This is a genomic window from Rhodococcus sp. MEB064 (genome assembly GCF_000834565.1).
GTDB lineage: Bacteria > Actinomycetota > Actinomycetes > Mycobacteriales > Mycobacteriaceae > Rhodococcoides.
In genome coordinates, this window is the sequence record NZ_JXQS01000018.1 from 93,729 (window position 1) to 111,158 (window position 17,430).

Annotated in this window: 15 protein-coding genes; 2 read left to right on the plus strand and 13 right to left on the minus strand. The window is 64.3% G+C overall.

All coding sequences use genetic code 11. The annotated features are described in order from the left end of the window. Nucleotides 1-3: 3 nt before the first annotated feature. From RU01_RS09765 to RU01_RS09815, 9 genes are all read right to left on the minus strand, one after another. On the minus strand, nucleotides 4-714 hold the full coding sequence (locus RU01_RS09765; RefSeq protein ID WP_042574347.1) for a FadR/GntR family transcriptional regulator: 711 nt from the start codon (nucleotides 712-714) through the stop codon (nucleotides 4-6). Nucleotides 715-1,181: 467 nt separating this feature from the next. Then, nucleotides 1,182-2,285: a sensor histidine kinase gene (locus RU01_RS09770; protein WP_082043010.1), complete on the minus strand. Its 1,104-nt coding sequence runs from the start codon at nucleotides 2,283-2,285 to the stop codon at nucleotides 1,182-1,184. Further along, a complete protein-coding gene (locus RU01_RS09775) occupies nucleotides 2,282-2,938 on the minus strand; it encodes a response regulator (protein ID WP_231568658.1) in 657 nt (218 codons plus the stop codon). The genes RU01_RS09770 and RU01_RS09775 overlap by 4 nt, the downstream gene beginning before the upstream one ends. A gap of 114 nt (nucleotides 2,939-3,052) precedes the next feature. Then, nucleotides 3,053-5,680: a bifunctional lysylphosphatidylglycerol flippase/synthetase MprF gene (locus RU01_RS09780; protein WP_052493209.1), complete on the minus strand. Its 2,628-nt coding sequence runs from the start codon at nucleotides 5,678-5,680 to the stop codon at nucleotides 3,053-3,055. A 731-nt stretch (nucleotides 5,681-6,411) separates the two neighbouring features. Then, nucleotides 6,412-7,032, minus strand: coding sequence for a PadR family transcriptional regulator (locus RU01_RS09790; RefSeq protein WP_042574350.1), 621 nt, complete (start codon nucleotides 7,030-7,032; stop codon nucleotides 6,412-6,414). A 238-nt stretch (nucleotides 7,033-7,270) separates the two neighbouring features. After that, nucleotides 7,271-7,669, minus strand: coding sequence for a tautomerase family protein (locus RU01_RS09800; RefSeq protein WP_042574352.1), 399 nt, complete (start codon nucleotides 7,667-7,669; stop codon nucleotides 7,271-7,273). Between the two features lies 1 nt (nucleotide 7,670). Continuing rightward, entirely contained in the window at nucleotides 7,671-9,053 is a 1,383-nt protein-coding gene (locus tag RU01_RS09805; protein WP_197074727.1) for a carotenoid oxygenase family protein, read from the minus strand. A gap of 498 nt (nucleotides 9,054-9,551) precedes the next feature. Beyond that, nucleotides 9,552-10,310 (minus strand): SGNH/GDSL hydrolase family protein, encoded by a 759-nt coding sequence (locus RU01_RS09810; RefSeq protein WP_042574353.1) that lies wholly within the window; start codon nucleotides 10,308-10,310, stop codon nucleotides 9,552-9,554. After that, nucleotides 10,307-10,714 (minus strand): nuclear transport factor 2 family protein, encoded by a 408-nt coding sequence (locus tag RU01_RS09815; RefSeq protein ID WP_042574354.1) that lies wholly within the window; start codon nucleotides 10,712-10,714, stop codon nucleotides 10,307-10,309. The genes RU01_RS09810 and RU01_RS09815 overlap by 4 nt, the downstream gene beginning before the upstream one ends. Nucleotides 10,715-11,066: 352 nt before the next feature. Between RU01_RS09815 and RU01_RS09820 the strand changes: the two genes are divergently transcribed. Together RU01_RS09820 and RU01_RS09830 are read left to right on the plus strand one after the other, a co-directional pair. Beyond that, nucleotides 11,067-13,439, plus strand: a complete 2,373-nt coding sequence (locus RU01_RS09820; RefSeq protein WP_042574355.1) for an AAA family ATPase — start codon at nucleotides 11,067-11,069, stop codon at nucleotides 13,437-13,439. Then, nucleotides 13,436-14,509: a hypothetical protein gene (locus RU01_RS09830; protein WP_052493210.1), complete on the plus strand. Its 1,074-nt coding sequence runs from the start codon at nucleotides 13,436-13,438 to the stop codon at nucleotides 14,507-14,509. The genes RU01_RS09820 and RU01_RS09830 overlap by 4 nt, the downstream gene beginning before the upstream one ends. On the opposite strand, the gene RU01_RS09835 is transcribed toward RU01_RS09830, so the two are convergent. Genes RU01_RS09835 through RU01_RS09850 form a run of 4 tightly spaced genes read right to left on the minus strand, consistent with a single transcriptional unit; the run spans nucleotide 14,510 to nucleotide 17,367 of the window. Beyond that, complete coding sequence (locus tag RU01_RS09835) at nucleotides 14,510-15,121, minus strand: hypothetical protein (protein ID WP_042574358.1); 612 nt, start codon at nucleotides 15,119-15,121, stop codon at nucleotides 14,510-14,512. 23 nt (nucleotides 15,122-15,144) lie between these two features. Then, a complete protein-coding gene (locus RU01_RS09840) occupies nucleotides 15,145-15,414 on the minus strand; it encodes a hypothetical protein (RefSeq protein WP_042574359.1) in 270 nt (89 codons plus the stop codon). After that, nucleotides 15,411-16,874: a multicopper oxidase family protein gene (locus RU01_RS09845; RefSeq protein WP_042574360.1), complete on the minus strand. Its 1,464-nt coding sequence runs from the start codon at nucleotides 16,872-16,874 to the stop codon at nucleotides 15,411-15,413. Before RU01_RS09845 ends, RU01_RS09840 begins: the two co-directional genes overlap by 4 nt. Then, nucleotides 16,867-17,367: a hypothetical protein gene (locus tag RU01_RS09850; protein ID WP_156148864.1), complete on the minus strand. Its 501-nt coding sequence runs from the start codon at nucleotides 17,365-17,367 to the stop codon at nucleotides 16,867-16,869. Before RU01_RS09850 ends, RU01_RS09845 begins: the two co-directional genes overlap by 8 nt. Nucleotides 17,368-17,430: the final 63 nt, after the last annotated feature.

A 17,430-nucleotide genomic window follows, 5' to 3' on the forward strand; every position in this document is an offset into this window, starting at 1 on the left:
GCCTCACAGCTTCTGCTCGCGATCCCCCGAAGCCTCACTGTGCATGCGGCGTGCTTCCGACACCAGCAACGAGGCGATGTGGCGGGCAGCCACCTCGTCGCGTGCTGCAATCGCCTCGACCAGCTCCATGTGCAACCGGTCGTGCTCGTCGGCAGTCGGGCGGGACGACATCAGCGACGACAGCAGGTCCGACAGGGCAGCGCCCAGGTGGTCGTAGAGATCGACCAACAGCGAGTTGCCGCTCAGGCGCACGATTTCCCGGTGGAAGGCGATGTCCGCCTCGGCGTGGTCAGCGATCGACCTCGATGCCGCAGCGGGCACGTCCTCGAGCAGTGCGCGGAGGCGCCGCACGTCCTCACTGCCGGCGTTCACTGCTGCGAGTCCAGCCGCATACTCCTCGAGTAGTAACCGTAGCGCGAGTACTTCGTCGGTCGTGGATGTCTCCGTTCGACGCAGTACAGCAGCTCGGAGTTCGCTCGTCGCCATCACGTAGGTGCCGTCTCCGACACGCGCTTCGAGAAGGCCGGTGTGCACGAGCGCACGCAGCGCTTCACGGACGGTGTTACGGCTGACGTCGAACCGTTCGACCAACTCGTGCTCCGCCGGGATTCGAGTGCCGACCGGCCACTTACCGGACGTGATCATGGCCCGGATCTGGTCGGCGGCCCGCTCGGACAATGTCGCAGTGCGGTGCAGTCGATCGACGTTGGCCATCGCAATACCTCCAATTGTTGGACATTTGAACCCTAGCTCTCGTCGGCCGAGATGTCGAGCGCCGCAGACGGGCCGCAAGGGAACGGCCGAGTCACCCGACTCGGGCGATCCGTTGTCGGACGGGCCTGATCGCCGGTCCACCTCGATGTCGACAAGTCCGAGCGTCGCTCTCCTGTCGTGGACAGCACCGTCTACTTCGCCGTGCCCGAAGTACTCGCTATCGTCCACGAACACGCCGACGCGACGACAGCGCCTGTCGTGATCCGGCCTCGCGGTACTGCGCCACCTGTTCGCTCGAACCGCGCACCGGGGCTACCTAGCGGACGCTCTCATCCTGCCCTCACTGGAAGCGGGGCCTTCGCTCGCCGCCGGGACGGTTGGCGTGGCCTCGTACGCACCGACGACGAGAGCAACCGAAGAGTCGTGCGCACGTCGGCCGACAGGCCCGCGCATCGGTGGCCGCCCACTCAATCAATGGGCAGCATCACGCTCAGTTTGAAGCCGTCGTGACCGGTTCTGGCTGTCGTTATGTGTCCGCTGAGCAATTCGGCGCGTTCGGCCAAACCCACGAGTCCGTGTCGGGCAGAGGGCAGATCGAGCAAGGGTTCGGTTGCGCCGGTGTTGGACACCTCGATCGACACGATCTTGTCGTCGAGCTCGACCGAGACGAGAACAGTCGACCCGGGTGCGTGCTTCAGGACGTTGGTCAATCCCTCTTGCACGGTCCGATACACCGCTCGTTCGATGGTCGCCGGCAGGGGCGAGGCAACGTGCACGGTGAGCGTCACATCGAGGCCACTTCCGGCTACCAATGCCGACAGGTCACCGATCGCGGGCTGCGGATCGATGCCTTGTGCGTCACCACCTGACGCGCGTAGCACCGACACCATCTGACGCAGTTCGTCGAGCGTTCGCACCGCCAGCGTTCTGATCGACCGACTGGCTTCCTTGACCTCAGGATTCGAGGTACTGACCATCAAGGCTCCAGCTTGGACGGCAATGAGGCTTACCTGGTGCGACACCACATCGTGCATTTCCCGGGCCAGCCTTGCTCGCTCGGTGGACAGCACCAGTTCGGCTCGGGCGAGTTGGTCGCGATCACGCACACGTTCCAATTCGACAAGCTGATCGGTGAGGGTTTGTCTGGTCTTGATGAGCACGCCGAGCGCTATCGGTGCCGCCATGTAGACCGCGCCCGTGAGCATGGTCGGAACAATCGGGGAGAACGACCCGTACAGCGAAATCCAGGTCATGTTGGCGCCGAATGTTGCTCCTCCACAAGCGAATATCACCCATCGTCGATCGACGAAGTATGCCGCGGATCCGAGCGCGAGTAGCGTCGCCACATAGGCGTAGGTCGTGCCGAAAGCCAACCCCGGCAGCGTCAGGACGAAGACAAGGGCAGGGAAACGGCGTCTGGCGAGCAACGCCGTAGATGCGAGCAGGGTCAAACCCACGTCCACTCGGGTTTGGCTCTGAAAGGCGAACAAACCGTCGCCGAGAGAGATACATACGAACGCGAGGGTCAGAACAAGGCTGCGCCGCCTCTTTCGAGCGTCTCCGATTGTCATGATTCGGCTCCGTCCTCGCGTGAACGATCCGCGAGCAAACCGCCACGTTCGGCAACCAGCGCGGCCTGCACCCGCGTCGATACCTCCAACTTGACGAAAATAGAGCTCACGTAGTCCTTCACCGTCCCGACGCCGAGGAACAGAGCTGCACCTATTTCCGAATTCGAGTCACCGTGACCCACTCGCTGCAGAACGCCACGCTCACGTTCGGTCAGCAAACCGATCCGATGCATTTCGGGAGAGTCTCGAACCGACCCTAGGAACCCGCGCACGACGGTTCGTCCGACTGTCGGGGACAGCACGATTCCGCCTGCCGCCAGCGAGCGAATGTGTCTCGGCAATTCTTCGGGATCGGTGTCCTTGACCAGAAATCCTGCGGCACCAGCATCGAGGGCACGCATGATGAAGTCGTCGGAGTCGAAGGTGGTCAGCATGGCGACAGCCGGCGGATCGGGCAAGGAAAGCAGGTCTGCCAACACCTCGATCCCGTTGCGGCCCGGCATGCGGATGTCGAGCAGGACCACCTCGGGTGCCGTGCTGATGACCAGATCGACAGCCGCCATAGCATCGCCCGTCGCCACCACGGTGATGTCGGGTGCGGCTCCGATGATTCGCTCGAAACCCGACCTGATCAGAGCTTCGTCATCGACCACGACAACTTTGATGCCAGGTCCCGGGGCGTTCACGACAGTTCTCCTGAGAGAAGGGTGGACAGGACTCGGCTGACGCGCTCGGCATCGGCTCGTCGTACGGTCATCATCGTCACGTCACATTTTCGCTGTTGATACTGGTGGGTGTGCATCGAGGGAACCGCTCTCGCGTGGTCGACCAGCCGGGGCCGGAACTGGCTTCGGCGACCGATGCCCTGCCAGAGCTCGCATCAGTCGTGCTGTTTCCGCCACCGACATGCTCGGGAGGTACGCCCTGCTGATTGCGTTGGCGATGCTCGGCAAGGCGGCCCCGTCGGGGAAGGACATGTACATCGCGTCGTAACGCGGTTGGAATTTCGACTTGAAGGCGAGAAGCGACCGAAAACCGTAGACAGGTTCGAGTGCTTTACCCAGTGTCGCGAGTAGACGATCGACGTTGCCATTCGATTCGAGACCACCTTGCGACGTGCTCGAGGCGGTTGCGGTGGCGAGCGGTGCCCCGGAGAGACTGATGAACTCGATCCCTTCGTCCTGGAACGACAACGCAGCCGACGCGATGAGAAATTCGACGGCTGGACCGAAACCTGCTGAGCGCCGTCGCATGAAGTCGAGCGTCCATCCAGCGAGATGGCCTTCGCGGTACACCGGAAGCCACGATGTGACCCCGTGCACCGTGCGGTCCGTGTCGATCGCGACCAAGCACCTGACGGCGGGGTCCTCCATCTCTGTCAGACCACCCAAGGTGAAGCCCATCTCTGGCATCGACTTGTCCGCAACCCATTCGCGAGAGATTGCGCCGATCTGATCACGAATCGCCAGAGGTGCCTCCGCGTAGGTAATCCATTCCGCCGAAACACCCCCCTTGGTCGCGCGGTTGAACGCGGTCCGAATGTCCTGGAACTTCTTCCCGGTGAATTTCAGACCCGCCAGATCGAGAATCGTCTCTTCGCCGACGCGAATCGCACTCCATCCCAGTTCATCGGTGATGACACGGGTGTTGTCGGGTATCGAGTACAGACACGGCGTCCAACCATAGTCTGCGCAGAACTCGGCAAAACCGCGGACCGTGGCACCCTGGGCACCGTCCGGGCCGACGGGTCCCCCTGTGGTCAGCGCTACCCCACCGATGACACGGTAGGCGATGTAGCTGTGAGAATCGGAAGTGAACCAGTATCGATTCTTCCGCCACGTCGACATCCACGCGAGGTTGGACCCGCCACTGGTCTGCAAAATTCCTCGCGCTCGATGAGGATCGTCGATGTCTCGATGGTCACTCGGACGCATGAACATGACCAGGACGACCAGGCAGACGGCGATCCAGAAGGCGACGCCGATCCACTCGTCCAGCCACGATGGAACAGCCTCGCCTGCCTGCAGTGTGGGTGCGAACAACTGGAGGTAGACGTTGGGAACCAACCTCTGCAGAAAGTCGACGAGTAGCGCTGGAACATTTCCGATGTCCGCGGAGCCGATCGCTCCCGCCGCCCCGTACACGGTGCCCAGAATGACGAAAATTACGACGATCGACCGACCTGCCTTCCATGCACCACCTGCGGGGGCGATCACCCCGAAGGCCGTACGGTTCGTCGCCAGCACTACGGCTACTGCCAGAGGCGTCAGCAACGGCGCGGTATCGCGCACCATGTAGAACGTGTCCGATTCCAACCCGTAGTCGGACGAGTCGTTCCACTGCGTGTAGGACTGGGCCAGATCGACCACAGCAATCACCAAGAGGCAGGCCTGCGCGATCAACGCCAAGATCAACGCCGAACGTCGCCCACGACGAAGGCCGTCGCAGATCGTCATCAGAAAGATGGAAGGCACCAGCGACAATATGGTGAAGCCCGGGCCGCTGAAATGCATCGCGATGAGACTCTGTTTACATTCCACACCTTCTGTCGGGTCGTTGCAGATCGCCCGGACCTCACCGATCCACCGGGGAGTACTGCGCAGGAGGGTCTCCGTCACCCAGAGGGGACCGGCAGCATCGCCGGCAATGATCGAGAGCACCGGTCCGAGGGCGCTAGCCAGTACGACGAGCGAGACGAGTAGGCGACGCTCACGACGAGTTCCGACAATTGCCCCGGAGGCCTCGGACTTGCCGTACACAACCCTGCCGAGCACCAGTCCCACCGTGACCGAAGCAAGAATCACAAGATCCGACAACCCGCCGATGAACAGGGCCAGAACAATGGCAGTGGCCGGGACACCTACTCGTAGCCGTCGACGCCACAGCGTCGGCATGGCTGCGCTCGCGGTCATCGCAACCCCCGCGACCCACCCCACCGGATCGAATATCACCGACGCCGACAACAGGTCGCCCCAAGATTGGTCGAAGTTCCTGGCTGCGGCGGCCAGGCCCACTCCTCCCATCGAACCTAGAATTTGGACCACGACAGCGGCTGCGAAAAATCTGGCGGACCGCATTCGTCGTTCCAGAGGAACCGCGCATGTGAGCAACAGTGCGATCGAAGCAGCGTAGGCAAGCGGGCTGGGAGCAGCCAGTGCTGACGTCACCGGGGTCCACCAGTGGAAGTCGCGAATCGACGACACGCCCATGTACAGATGCAGGTCGACGAAGCGCGGATCACCGGCGAAGTAGCCGAACGCTGATGTCGCAGCGGTCATCGTTGCGATGATGGCTACGGTCACAGGAGCGTCGGCCACCAACCAACGGATCGCGGCGGCAACCTGCAATGCGCGTCGAAGAACGAGCGGGCCGACCGAGGTCTGCGACGACGTCACGAGCGTAAGCGCGGTGTCAGGCGTGCCAGGAGCCGCGGACCATCGCCCTTCGTCGTGCGATCGTCGATCGCACCGCGATCGGTTCCATCAGGTAGACCGACCGCGCCCGCGATGCCGAAGGCACCGGTCGGCGGTAGGAGTCCCCCCTCGGGCAACGACACCTCTGTCATCCACTGCATGAGCTGCGCTCCACTCTTCGAGGAAAGTTGTCGGTGTCGATTCTGGGACAGACGGCGCGAGTCGAACATCCGTCGATGGGCTGGATCCGACCCGCCGATCGGCGGGAGTCACGTGCCGACCATGGACGAGTTGGCCGCGGGCAACCTCTGCCGCATCACGCTTCGTGCCGACTCCTGTGGAAAGCGGCGGCTTGTGTCAGCGTGTCCCGTGTGTGAGTTCTTGGGTCGTGCGGGTCGAAGCTCTGTCGAATCTCCGACTTCCGGCCCGCGTCATTCTGGATGCGGTGTCTCCAACGTATTCGGCTTCCGAGACTCGGAAGCCGCACCGCGCGCCTCGAACTCGTGTCGGGGAAGGACTGCTCCGGTCCGAGCGTGGTCGCGGAACGTTCGTCGGTGAGTCCCTCGACAGTGCCGCTGCCGCGCAGGACCGACCCGCCGCGGTGCCCGGCAGCGGTGGGCGTCAGGACATCGAAGGACGCGGTGAGTGGCAAGTGCCGAGGCGGACACTACTGCTTTCCGGCACGTGAAGATGGGCGGCTGTGCCGTGTGCGGTTATCTGCCAGTGTCACCGGGTCGGGGCTGTGTGCGGTCGACGTGGGTGGCGGTTCCTGTGTCGGCGCGGGTCGACCGACCTCGAAGCGAGCGGCGCACATAGGTGCACCACCGGATGGTTTCTTCTTCGAACGCGATGCCGCGGGCGAGTGTGAGGTAGTGGCCGATGCGTTCGGTTTCGGCGAGGTAGTCGGTCTCGCTTCGACCGTTCAGCAAGGCTTCGCGGGAGCGCTGGTACCGCTCGAGCTTCCGTTCTGCTGCTTCACCTCGGGTAGTGAGATGCATTCTCACGGCGTCGATGTCACCGACGTCGATGGCTTCGACCTGCACCAGCAGCTCGTCCCGGATTGCGGTGGGTCTAGGTTCGCCGGCGACAAATTGTCGCAGCGTTGCGCGGCCGCTCGGGGTGAGGGCGAACATTCGTTTGTTGGGGCGTCTCTGTTGCTCGACGAGTCGCGCTTCGACGAGGCCCTCACCTTCCAGCTTGTCCAGTTCTCGGTAGAGCTGCTGAGGGGTGGAAGTCCAGAAGTTCGCCACCGCGACGTCGAAGCACTTGGCGAGGTCGTACCCGGACGATTCGCCGTCGAGGAGGGCGGCGAGAATCGCGTTCCGTAGAGCCATCGATCGATCTTAGCGTTGATTAGGTGTGAAATTGCGTAGGTGGTCCGACTGGATGGTTCTGTCCACGAACGATCCGTCTCGGGGGCCGGGTGGCCGCAGTCACGCGGCCACCCGGTTGCTCACGAGTCGGACGCTCTGCATTCGGCTGACCCGACCCACGTGGACGCGGCTCGCGCCGACACCACCGACCAGGTCCACACAATCGAAACCGCATCGCTGGTGCCGGTCGGTTCGTTGCTCACGTGGCGCTGAGTTCGCCGGTGAGGAACTGCGCGCGTCCGCCCCCGAACGACCAGTCGTCGTCGCTGTTCTCGGTGATGGTGACGATGAGGTCGTCGCGCTCGAGCCCGCATTCCCGGTGCAGGCATTCGGCGAGCAGTCGATACAGCAACTCCTTCTGAGTGCGTGTGCGTGACCGCGAGATTATCTCGATGATGACCAGCTTGTCGGATCGTCGCATCCGCAATCCGGTGTCCATGGCGACCACCTCGTGTGGGGGGTGGGTGGCCACGATCTGATAGCGGTCCGTCGCAGGGACGCCGAAAGCATCGACGACAGCGCCGTGGGCAGCGTCGAGCAACGCCTGGATGTCGCCGGGGCTGCGTCCCTCGATCAGATGAAAATGCAGAAGCGGCATGTCAGTGCCGCACCTGATCGGGAACCCAACTGCCGTGAAATCCGTAGGGAATACGCTCGGGCAGCACGATCCGCGCAACGGGGTGGCCGGTGAAGTCGGAGGCGTCGAGCACCATCAGCTCGGAGGCGCCTCCGTCGACACCGGATACCAGTGTGAACAGCCAACCCTCGTCGTCGGCGGATGCATCGGGAGCCGCGACGAAGTAGGCCTCGCCGGGGATCTGGTTCGTTCCGAAACTGCGTACCTGGTCGGTTCCGGTGCTCGTGTCGTACTTGATGAGCTCGTAACCGTCGGCGCCGCCGACTCTGGGGTAACCGACCGCGTAGACGTGCTCGTGGGACAACCCTGCCCGGGCGAGGTCGATGGTGGGGAATTCGATGGCACGGTCGTCGAGGGCTTCCTCTCGTACGGTTCTGGTCCCGAGATCGAGGGTCCAGCGGTGCAGATGGGCTTCGGGGAGGGGGTTGCGGGTGTCGAGATTCCCCGGTACGTGATCGAGAGAGCCGCCGAGCCTGGCCCAGCTGATGTCCCATCGGTCGGGAACGACGCGATTACCTTCCACCACGATGCGCCCCTGCGAGTCCTCGCGCGCGTTGGCGGTGTGGATGACCCAGCAGGGATCCACGGTGATCCAGATGGTGTCTGCGCCGACGCCGTTACGTGGCATGACGCCGATGCGCGGCTCGTGGTCGTCGCTCCACCGGAACGGCATCGCATTCGCTATCGCAGGGTCCGCCACGACCGGCAGATCGTAGAAGATCACATAGTGCTCGGTGAGGGCGAAGTCGTGCATCAGCGGGACTTCGGGAAGCTCGATGGCGGTGCTGCGCAACAGTTCCCCCTCGGCGGAGGCGACGTGGTGGACCAGGTGTGGCTGCTCGGGAAGATAGGAGTCGAAGAAGTGCAGTTCGCCCGCTCGTGCGTCGAACTTCGGATGAGCGGTCATGCCGGTCGTCAGCCGCCCGTCGAAGTCGAACACGCCGACGGTGTTCAGCTCTCGGTCCACTTCGTAGGGCAGCCCGGCTTCTTGCAAGGCAAGCAATCTCCCTGCGTAGGGGACGATGCTGGTGTTGGCAGCGGTGACGGATCGATCCCGGCCCGGAGCGAAGAAGTCGTACCCTGCAGGTGCAGGAGTCGTGTCCACCCACCGGCTGCGGTACCACGTCGCCCGACCGGCCTCGACACGAATTCCGTGCACCATCCCGTGTCCGGCCCACGCGTGCCCGGGGTCCTCACCGGGGTGCGCGTTGGGTCCGTTCCGGACATACATCCCGGACAGCTCGGGGGGTAGAGCGCCGATCACGTCGAGTTCACGGGTGTCCGTCTCGGCCCGAGCAGGTTCCAGCGGACCGAGCAGGTACAGCGGTGTCGAGGTCTGTGTCACGGAGACTCCTTGATTCATGGGCATGGACACCGAATACATTAGTCAAAAAAGTTAATAACGCAAGACATCGTGATCCGGCGGCATCGGAACTGTGCGGGACCCGGTGAGCCCGAGCCGCGCCGACGAGAGAATTACCCATGACCCGGTACTCGGCGGTGGTCGACGTCTTCGACCACCAGCTGTGGTCCATTCGTACTGTTCTGCCCGACCATGCGTTGTGGCCGCGAGGGAGCGGTAAGAGGTCGTTCGGTGTCTACACCGAATTACTCTGTAGGGCAGAGTGATACAGATCCGAACTTGGATCCGGCGCCTAACAGGTGGCTCTCATTGTTGGGCGCCTCGGAGTCTTGTGTCGCAGTGCCGACCGCTTCGCGAAAACCCGCTCGCCCCAGCATCCGAATCATCGACACTGCGGACCATGTCAGGACCAGCATGCGGGCGGATCGCCGTTCACTGCGAGACTCCGTCGTCCGAGTGACGAGACCGATAGGGGAACAGTCAGGTTCGTGTGGCCGCGAGCACGCCGTGGACGCCGGCCCGGTCGAGTGCGGTGACGACGCCGTCGGCGAAGATCCCGTGCAACGCCGACGAGGGGTGAAATCCGTCAGCGGCGAACATTCGATGTGACGATTCGAAAGCTACGTCCGACAACACAATTCGCGGACGCATGGTGATGAGTTCGCCCGCGATGGCATTGAATTCTTCGGCGCGGCGCCCGAGCACGGTCTTCAGCGGCGCGGGCAGGGCCGGAAACTCCCCAAGTGGGGCGAGCGGGATGAACAGGATCGCCGCCCGAGGGGAGGCCTCGATGACGCGGTCGAGCAATGCCGCCAACTGAGCCCGCCAGGTCGCTCGTGAGTGGAGATTCTTCGTGTCGTTCACACCGACCGAGACGACCACGATGTCGGCTGCCCCGAGCACCGCGTCGTCGACGAGGCCCAGGACCTCGTGTGCGGTTGCTCCGGATCTGCCGATGATCGTCCACTCGACGGGTCTACTCGTTCGTGTATTGATCCGCGTCGCCAGTTGACCACCGAGAGCGTCGATATGCTGGTCGACTCCCACGGCAGCGGCGAGGCTTTCGCCCAGCACGACGAGTTGCACAGCGCGCGCATCGGTCCCGCCGATCCGACCCTTCAGACCGCGTGCCGCGGGCAAGCGTGGGGTGGAGCGCCGTACCCGGATACCCTGGGCGAGGACGATCGGTGCTCGATGTCTGCTGAGCCAGGCGAGGCGCAGAACACCTGAGGGAGTCATGATGTCACCGTGCGCTGTGCGACGGCGTCGGCTTTGATCTGCTCGAAGCGGGAGCCCATCGCAGCAGCGAGGGCCTCGGCTGCGCGCAGTGGTCTCACCATCACCATGAAGTCGACGATCCGACCCTCGTCGTCGTACCGGAGGAAATCGCACCCGGTCACGGACAGCCCGTCGACTGTCGCCTCGAAGACGAGCGCGTGGTCTCGACCGTGTGCGTCGTGGATCTCCCGGGTGTAGTGAAAGCCTTCGAACACCTGAAGGACGGTCCTGAGTATTGCGGAAACTATGGCCTTCCCTTGGTAGGGGGCGAAGGCCACGGGGCTACGGAACACGACGTCGTTCGCCAACATGTCGTCGACGGCATCGAGATCTCGCGCATCGATCGCCTGGCGGAAGGTCGTCATGACTGCCCCTACTCAAACTATTGAATACTTAAGAGCGAGGGTACTGCGGTGACCGAACTGCTCGTCGCGACAACCGGCATCGGAATTTGGGGGGCTTGGTTCGAGCATACGAAAACAGCGGTCGGTCTTCCGCGGCAGACCGGAAACATTGTCTGCTCCCGATAATGTGGACAGCACCGGGCGCTGCGATCGAGCACCGCGAGCGCGGGCGTCGGTGCGCACCGTGTGGTGCCGAGTTGGGACACCGCGCAGCGCTGTGTGCGATAGTTTCTTGGACGTGCACCTTTCGGAAGCCGCCGCGATCAGGCTGATCGGTTCTCCTCGGGTTCAGGGGATTTCAGGTGTTGTCGACGTGCGCGCGTTCGGTGGTCCGCGGTGCGCGACCGTGTTCGCATACCTCGCCATGAACAACGGGCGAGCCGTCCTCTACGGAGAACTGGCGACTGCTGTCTGGTCGAAGGATCGCCCGACCACCTGGGCCGCAGCTCTGCGAAGTGTCATCTCCAAGGTCCGCCAACTGCTCACCGAGTCCGACGTTCTTGCCGGGTCGACTCTTACCAGTAGGTCCGGGGCACTTCTTCTGTCGTTGGCTCCGTCGGTGCAGGTCGACCTGGACCTCGCTCGGCGACATCTCGAAGTCAGCGAGGACAGTGCTGCGCTCGATCGTGCGCATCGGGCCTCTCGACTGTTGGGGCTGCTCGCCGCGCCGGCGCTCGAAGGTCTGCACAGTCCGTGGGCGGACGAGGTTCGCGGCGTGTTCGACCGGATTCGATTGCGCGCGCTGGAAGTCGATGCAGTCGCGGCAGCGGAGCTCGGGCGCCACGACCATGCGCTACGGAGGTCGCAGGAGCTGCTGGAGGCGGATCCGTTCTGCGAGGAGGCGTATCGGGTAGCAATGCGTTCCCACGCTGCGCTCGGGAACAGAGCTCGGGCACTGGGTGTGGCGCAACAGTGTCGTACCGTGCTGGCGAACGAGCTCGGTGTCGAGATGTCGGCGGAGACACAGGCCGTGTTCTCGGAGCTGCTGGTCGACCCGGTGCCTGTCTCCCTGGCACCCGTCGATGTGGTCCCTGATGGGCCCGAAGCGGGAGAACTCGCCGGCTCGGATGCGGCTGCCGTGGCCGTGCCCCGTCGGTTGGATGCGAATGGTCCGGGGACCGTCGTGGTGGGGGTCGAACGAGAACTTCGCATGATCGAGAATGCGATAACGGCCGCGTCGGCGGGTCGGGCACGGTTGGTCGTCGTCGCCGGTGACGCGGGTGCGGGAAAGACGACATTGGTCGCCGAAGCTGTCCGCCGCGCGGCTGTCACCGGAGCCGATGTGTTGGTGGGGCGGTGCAGTATGAACGCTCTGATTCCGTTCGAACCGTTCATCGATGCGTTCGTGCGGGAATCCGACCCTCATACGGATGGTTCCCCGTCGACGGGGCAAGGTGAAAGTGCAGGACAGACGATTCTGTCGATGTTGACTACCGGGTGGGGTGGCTCGGAGAAGTGGTCGGCGGAGGGGCCGGAAGCGGACCACCGCTCGATGCTGGTGGCTGCGGTGGAGCATTGGCTGACCGGGCCCGACCGAGGTCCGGTGACGGTGTTCGTCGTCGACGACCTGCAGTGGGCATCGCCCGCAACGCTGTCGGTGTTGCGGTATCTGTTGCATTCTGCCGCCCATCGACGTCTGTGCGTGGTGGTGACCGTGCGCGGCACCGGCCGCAGTCACAGCAGCACCGACGCGCTGCGCTCCGCGCTTCCTCCGTCCGAGGTGACGTCTGTCGGTGTCTCCGCTCTCGCTGTGGAAGACGTCGCCGAGTGGGTGCGGCGCGTCGGCAGTGACCTGGACCCTCTGTGGCTGCACGGGTGGACATCGGGGTTGCCGATTCTGGTCGAGGCGGTGCTCGACGCGCGTCGCCGAGACCCCGACGGGCCGTCTCCATCGTCCCTCGACGACGCGGTGCTCTGGTTGCTGCATCGGCTGACATCCACGGCGAGAGACATTGTCACCGCCTGCGCCATCGCCGGATCGAACACCGCCCGCGAGGTGGTTCGACACGCCGTCGATTGCACCGATCTGCAATTCGTCGCGGCCTTGGACGAGCTGATGGATGCGGGCCTGGTCGGCGCTGTCGACAACGCGTTGACGATGCGCCACGCGCTGATCGTCGATGTCGTCGACGGAACCGTCTCCGGAACAACACGTGCCGCGGTCCATTCCGCGCTCGCCGTGGCCCTGATCGCGGTGGGTGCCACCTCGACAGTCGACCAGCTGGCACGGGTGGCGGATCACCTCGAGCGCGGGCTGGACGCGGACCGCGCGGCGTCCGCCGACTTCCTCCGCCGTGCGGGGGACCGGTCGTATTCCGTTGCGGCATACGAGGATGCCGCCGAGTTCTACCGCCGCGCGTTGGCCGCGTCGATTCCTCGTGGGCACACCCGCACCCGGTGCGAGCTTCTCATCGGACGGGGGCGGGCGCAGCGGCGGGCATTGGATCGTGAGTACCGCGCCACACTGTTCGAGGCCGTCGACATGGCCCACGGTCTGGGTGATCTCGACCTGCTCGTCGATGCCCTGACCTCCGACGTGATCGACGGCATCGCGCTGTTCCAGTTGTACGAACCGGATTCGACGCGGCTGAGCCACCTCTACGCGGGCCTCGACGCCCTCGATCGCGCCGGGCGCGGTAGGACCGCGGCGGTCGCCGAACTGCTGACGCAGCCACCGAGGAGATGACCTGGACGTCGTCGGGATGGTCTCACCGAGCCGCACAGCTGGCGCGGGCGACGCAGATCGGCCGATCCACCGACCGCGGCGCGCTGATGCACGCCCTCCGCGCCGTGCTCACGGGCCTTCGCGTGCCTGCATATCGCGACGAGCGCCGCGCTGCTGTGGCGGAATTGCAAGTGCTCGTCGATACCGAGCAGCGTACCCTCGACCCATCGCTGGCAGTCACTCTCGCCAGAGCCCACCTGGAAATGGGGGACACCCACGCAGCTGGTATTGCCCTGGACATGGTGTCCGCCTCCCGCCTGGCGATCGACACCGAGGCGTCGTGGACGGTGCACTACATGCGCGTCGGTCTCCTCGTGACCGCCGGCGATCTGGGTCGCGCGGAGACCATTTTCGACGACGCCGTCCGCGAACCTCCACCCGCCCCGATGGGTCTCCACACATGGGGTCGAGACAAGACCGCACTGCTCCAGTTGCGTATGTTCCGCGGCGGCCTCGGTGAGATAGCCGCCATGAGGGAAGATATGGCCCCGAAGTTCGACGCTATTCCTGCCTACCGAGGCGCTATCGCACTGTCACTGTTCGACATAGGCGATGTCGATGGTGCCCGAGATATCGTGGGGTGGTTCGCCTATGGGCGCCTCAGTGCAGTTCCCGACGGCATCCTGTGGCTCACCACCGTCGTGCTGGCCGCGCGGGCGGCCGCCTTGACACGCGTCACCCCGGTCTGTGAGGAGGCACTCGATCTGCTGGCCCCCTACGCAGAGCACACCATCGTGCTGACTCCCGGTGTCCTAGGGGTCGTCGATCACCATCTGGCGCACGTCTGCATGGCGCTGGGACGGTGGGACGAGGCCCGGAGCCATGTCGTGAAAGCCCGAGAACTTCATGGGCAGAGGGGGTTTCGCGTATGGGAGGCCGAGAGTCTGCTTCTGGCGGCGCAAATCGACATCGCGTCCGGGCGAGAGATCGACCCCGAACACCTTCGGACGGCGCGTTCGATCGCGTACCACTGCGGTGCCACCGCACTGCTCGACAGAATCGACGACATGCAGGTGCCGTGCGAGCGGTGATCAGGAGTAGACGACGGTAGCGCTGTCAGCGCCGCGCACGCCGTCGGCGTTGCAGCCCATACGTATACCGGTGTAACCGGGCACAATGTAGTCTGGCTCCCCGGCGCATCGCGTCCAGGCGGTCGTGGTGGGGTTGCCGCTCGACGGGGCGAACATGACCACCTGGAAGTTGCCGGTGTACCGATCACGACTGCCCTCCGACCGCAGAGTGAGACGGAAGTTTCCGGTGGCCGTCGAGCAGCTTCCGCTCTTACGGAAGGTGAAGGTTGCCGTCCTGGTGCTGGGGAATGCGTCCTGCTGCTCGAAGAACCCTTCGGATGACAGAAACACGCAGCTGTTGTAGGCCCCCGGATAACCGAACTCGAACTGCGCTGACGTGAAAGGAACGCTGCCCGTGTACCTGAAGGTGACGGGGTAGCTGAAGCCTGCGGTGGACCCCGGTGGGCTTGTCGGGGAGCCGAAACTGGAGGACCCGAGGTCGAGTCCGTCGAGTATGTCGCTCACCGGAGAGGCTGACGCGGGTGCAGTGGCCAGCGTCGAGGTTGCCAGCACGGCCAGCGCACCGAGGAACGCGCGCAGCAGGGGACGTCGGCGTACCGCGCTTGTCGTCATCGGAGACCTTTCGGAAGAGGGGATCATGATGCGACGACGAGGCCGACGAGCAGGCACGTCGCTGCCGCAGCAACGGCGAAGGCGATGGTCATGGGCCGAACTCGTCGCACCGAAGTCCAGAGGACCGCTGCGACGACAAGGGCGATGCCGGTAGCGGCGATGACCGAAGCGCGCCCGGAGCTGATGGGGAGCGCGTTGATCAGAACCCAAGCGATGACGGGCCCGAGCACGATGCCGATGACCACTTGCAGGACGACAGCGGGGGACCGGCGGGTGGGACTCGAGCCGGTCATGCCGGACGCTCGACGACTTCGAGGAGTTGCATCATGCCGTGATCCTCGTGGAAGAGGATGTGGCAGTGCATGACGAACTGCCCGGTGAAGTCCTCGAATCTGTGACGAATGGTGAGTGATCCGAACGGTGGGAGCATCGCGGTGTCCCGGTAGTGCTGTTGGTCGACGGGTTCGTCGTTGATGGCGACGACCTGGAAGTCATTGACGTGGATGTGCACCGGATGCGGTTCGTAGGTGCGGTTGACGAAGTGCCATTCCTCGGTGTCGCCCAGGATCATCGTTTCGTTGACGACGTGGTGGTCGAAGGTGGTTCCATTGATGTAGTACATGAAGTGGCCCATGTCGCCGGTGCCGCGGGGTTCGAGTTCTTCGAAGACGAATTCCCGGCGGCGGTCGATGGTGGCGGCGCGGAGGTCGTCGAACGGCAGCAGTGTCGTAGGCAGAGATGCCGGCTGCTGGGTGTCTCCGCGGGAGACGAGGTTCATCAGCGGCATCGGCGCCGGGACCATCGAGGAGTAGTAGGGGCCGAATTCTTCCCAGCTCAGTGAGCGGAGTTGGTAGGTACCGGTATTGGCGCCCTCGATGAGGACGTCGGCGCGTCCGCCGGGAATGACTTCGATGATGTCGTGGCTGGTGACGGAGGTGAGAGCATCCCCGTCGACGGCGAGCATGTTCATGCGGTGGCCGTCGAGTTGCAGGCGGAGGAACAGCGAGCTGGCGTTGATGATGCGCCAGCGTTGAATCTCGCCGGGCGCGATGTCGGTGGTGGGTTGGTAGGTGCCGTTGATCAGGGTTTGTTGTAGGTCGTTCGAGCTCTTGTCACCGGGGACCATCTCACCGTCGATGATCTGGGTTTGGCTGATCATCAGAAGGCGCTCGGGGCGGTCGGCGACGCCGGGAAGGTCGTCCAGTTCGCCGCGCACGACGAGTGCTCCGAACAGGCCGCCGAAAACCTGTGTGTCGCTGAGGGTGTGCTGGTGCGAGTGGTACCAGAAGGTGCCGGCGGAATGGTCGGCCGGGAGATCGTAGGCGTAGTCGAAGGTGTCGCCGGGTTCGATCGCCAGCAGGACGTCGTCGCTGGGTTGCTTCGGCGAGACGTGCCAGCCGTGGGTGTGGAGGTTGGTGGGTTCGTCGATGTCGTTGATCAGGGCGACCTCGATGCGGTCGCCGGGGCGCACGTCGAGGGTGGGGCCCGGGTAGGTGCCTTCGTACGTGACGGCTCGAATCCTGCTGCCGCCGAGTGCCACATCGCTTTCGGCCACCCGAAGCTGGGTGGACAGTGTGCCACCGTTGCTGCGCCGTACCTCGGGTTCGAACCAGGTGACGGCGTCGGTGTCGGAGTCGGATGCGCAGGCGGTGAGGGTGGTCCCGGCGAGGAGGGGTAGTCCGAGAAGTGCTGTGGCGGCGCCGAGGAACTGTCGACGGTTCAGGGCACTACGAGCGAAAGCCGGGTCAGCCATCGGTGGGCTCCTTGGTGATGGTGGCGGTGCGGGTGACGGGGGCGACGCCATCCGCAGTCCAGGTGACGTCGATGGTGTGGCCGGGTGCACCGTCGCAGGCGAATACGACAGAGGCGCCTATGCCGGTCGGCCCTCCGGCCGGAACTTGATAGGGCAGTTGATCTCCGATGCCTGCGGGGAGAACACGTCCGTCGAGGGTGATCTCGACGGCGGTGGCGGATGGGGCGGTCCACCCCACTGTGACGAGTGCACGGGGTGGTGTTTCGTCCAGGCATCCGAAGGTGGGCAGGACGGTGAAGTCGGCGACCTCGATCGCAGACCCGGGGGTCGGCGACGATGGTGCGGGTTGCGCAGCACGGGTGGGTACGGGGACGAACCCGGCGCGATCCTCGGAGTCGGCAGAGCATGCTGCGGCCAGCAACGCCGCTGCCAGAATGGTGATGGCCACCAGTGCACGTGGTGGTGAATGTCGCCGTCCCGCTGGGGCTTGCATGAAACTCTCCTGATGCTCATCGATGGTGGCGCGAGTGCCCCCTACCCACGCGGAGGGGTAGGG

Excerpts from the sequence above, each read along its gene's own strand:
- RU01_RS09765 (WP_042574347.1), bottom strand. The coding sequence starts at position 714 with ATGGCCAACGTCGATCGACTGCACCGCACTGCGACATTGTCCGAGCGG.
- RU01_RS09770 (WP_082043010.1), bottom strand. The coding sequence starts at position 2,285 with ATGACAATCGGAGACGCTCGAAAGAGGCGGCGCAGCCTTGTTCTGACC.
- RU01_RS09790 (WP_042574350.1), bottom strand. The coding sequence starts at position 7,032 with ATGGCTCTACGGAACGCGATTCTCGCCGCCCTCCTCGACGGCGAATCG.
- RU01_RS09800 (WP_042574352.1), bottom strand. The coding sequence starts at position 7,669 with ATGCCGCTTCTGCATTTTCATCTGATCGAGGGACGCAGCCCCGGCGAC.
- RU01_RS09810 (WP_042574353.1), bottom strand. The coding sequence starts at position 10,310 with ATGACTCCCTCAGGTGTTCTGCGCCTCGCCTGGCTCAGCAGACATCGA.
- RU01_RS09815 (WP_042574354.1), bottom strand. The coding sequence starts at position 10,714 with ATGACGACCTTCCGCCAGGCGATCGATGCGCGAGATCTCGATGCCGTC.
- RU01_RS09830 (WP_052493210.1), top strand. The coding sequence starts at position 13,436 with ATGACCTGGACGTCGTCGGGATGGTCTCACCGAGCCGCACAGCTGGCG.
- RU01_RS09835 (WP_042574358.1), bottom strand. The coding sequence starts at position 15,121 with ATGACGACAAGCGCGGTACGCCGACGTCCCCTGCTGCGCGCGTTCCTC.
- RU01_RS09840 (WP_042574359.1), bottom strand. The coding sequence starts at position 15,414 with ATGACCGGCTCGAGTCCCACCCGCCGGTCCCCCGCTGTCGTCCTGCAA.
- RU01_RS09845 (WP_042574360.1), bottom strand. The coding sequence starts at position 16,874 with ATGGCTGACCCGGCTTTCGCTCGTAGTGCCCTGAACCGTCGACAGTTC.
- RU01_RS09850 (WP_156148864.1), bottom strand. The coding sequence starts at position 17,367 with ATGCAAGCCCCAGCGGGACGGCGACATTCACCACCACGTGCACTGGTG.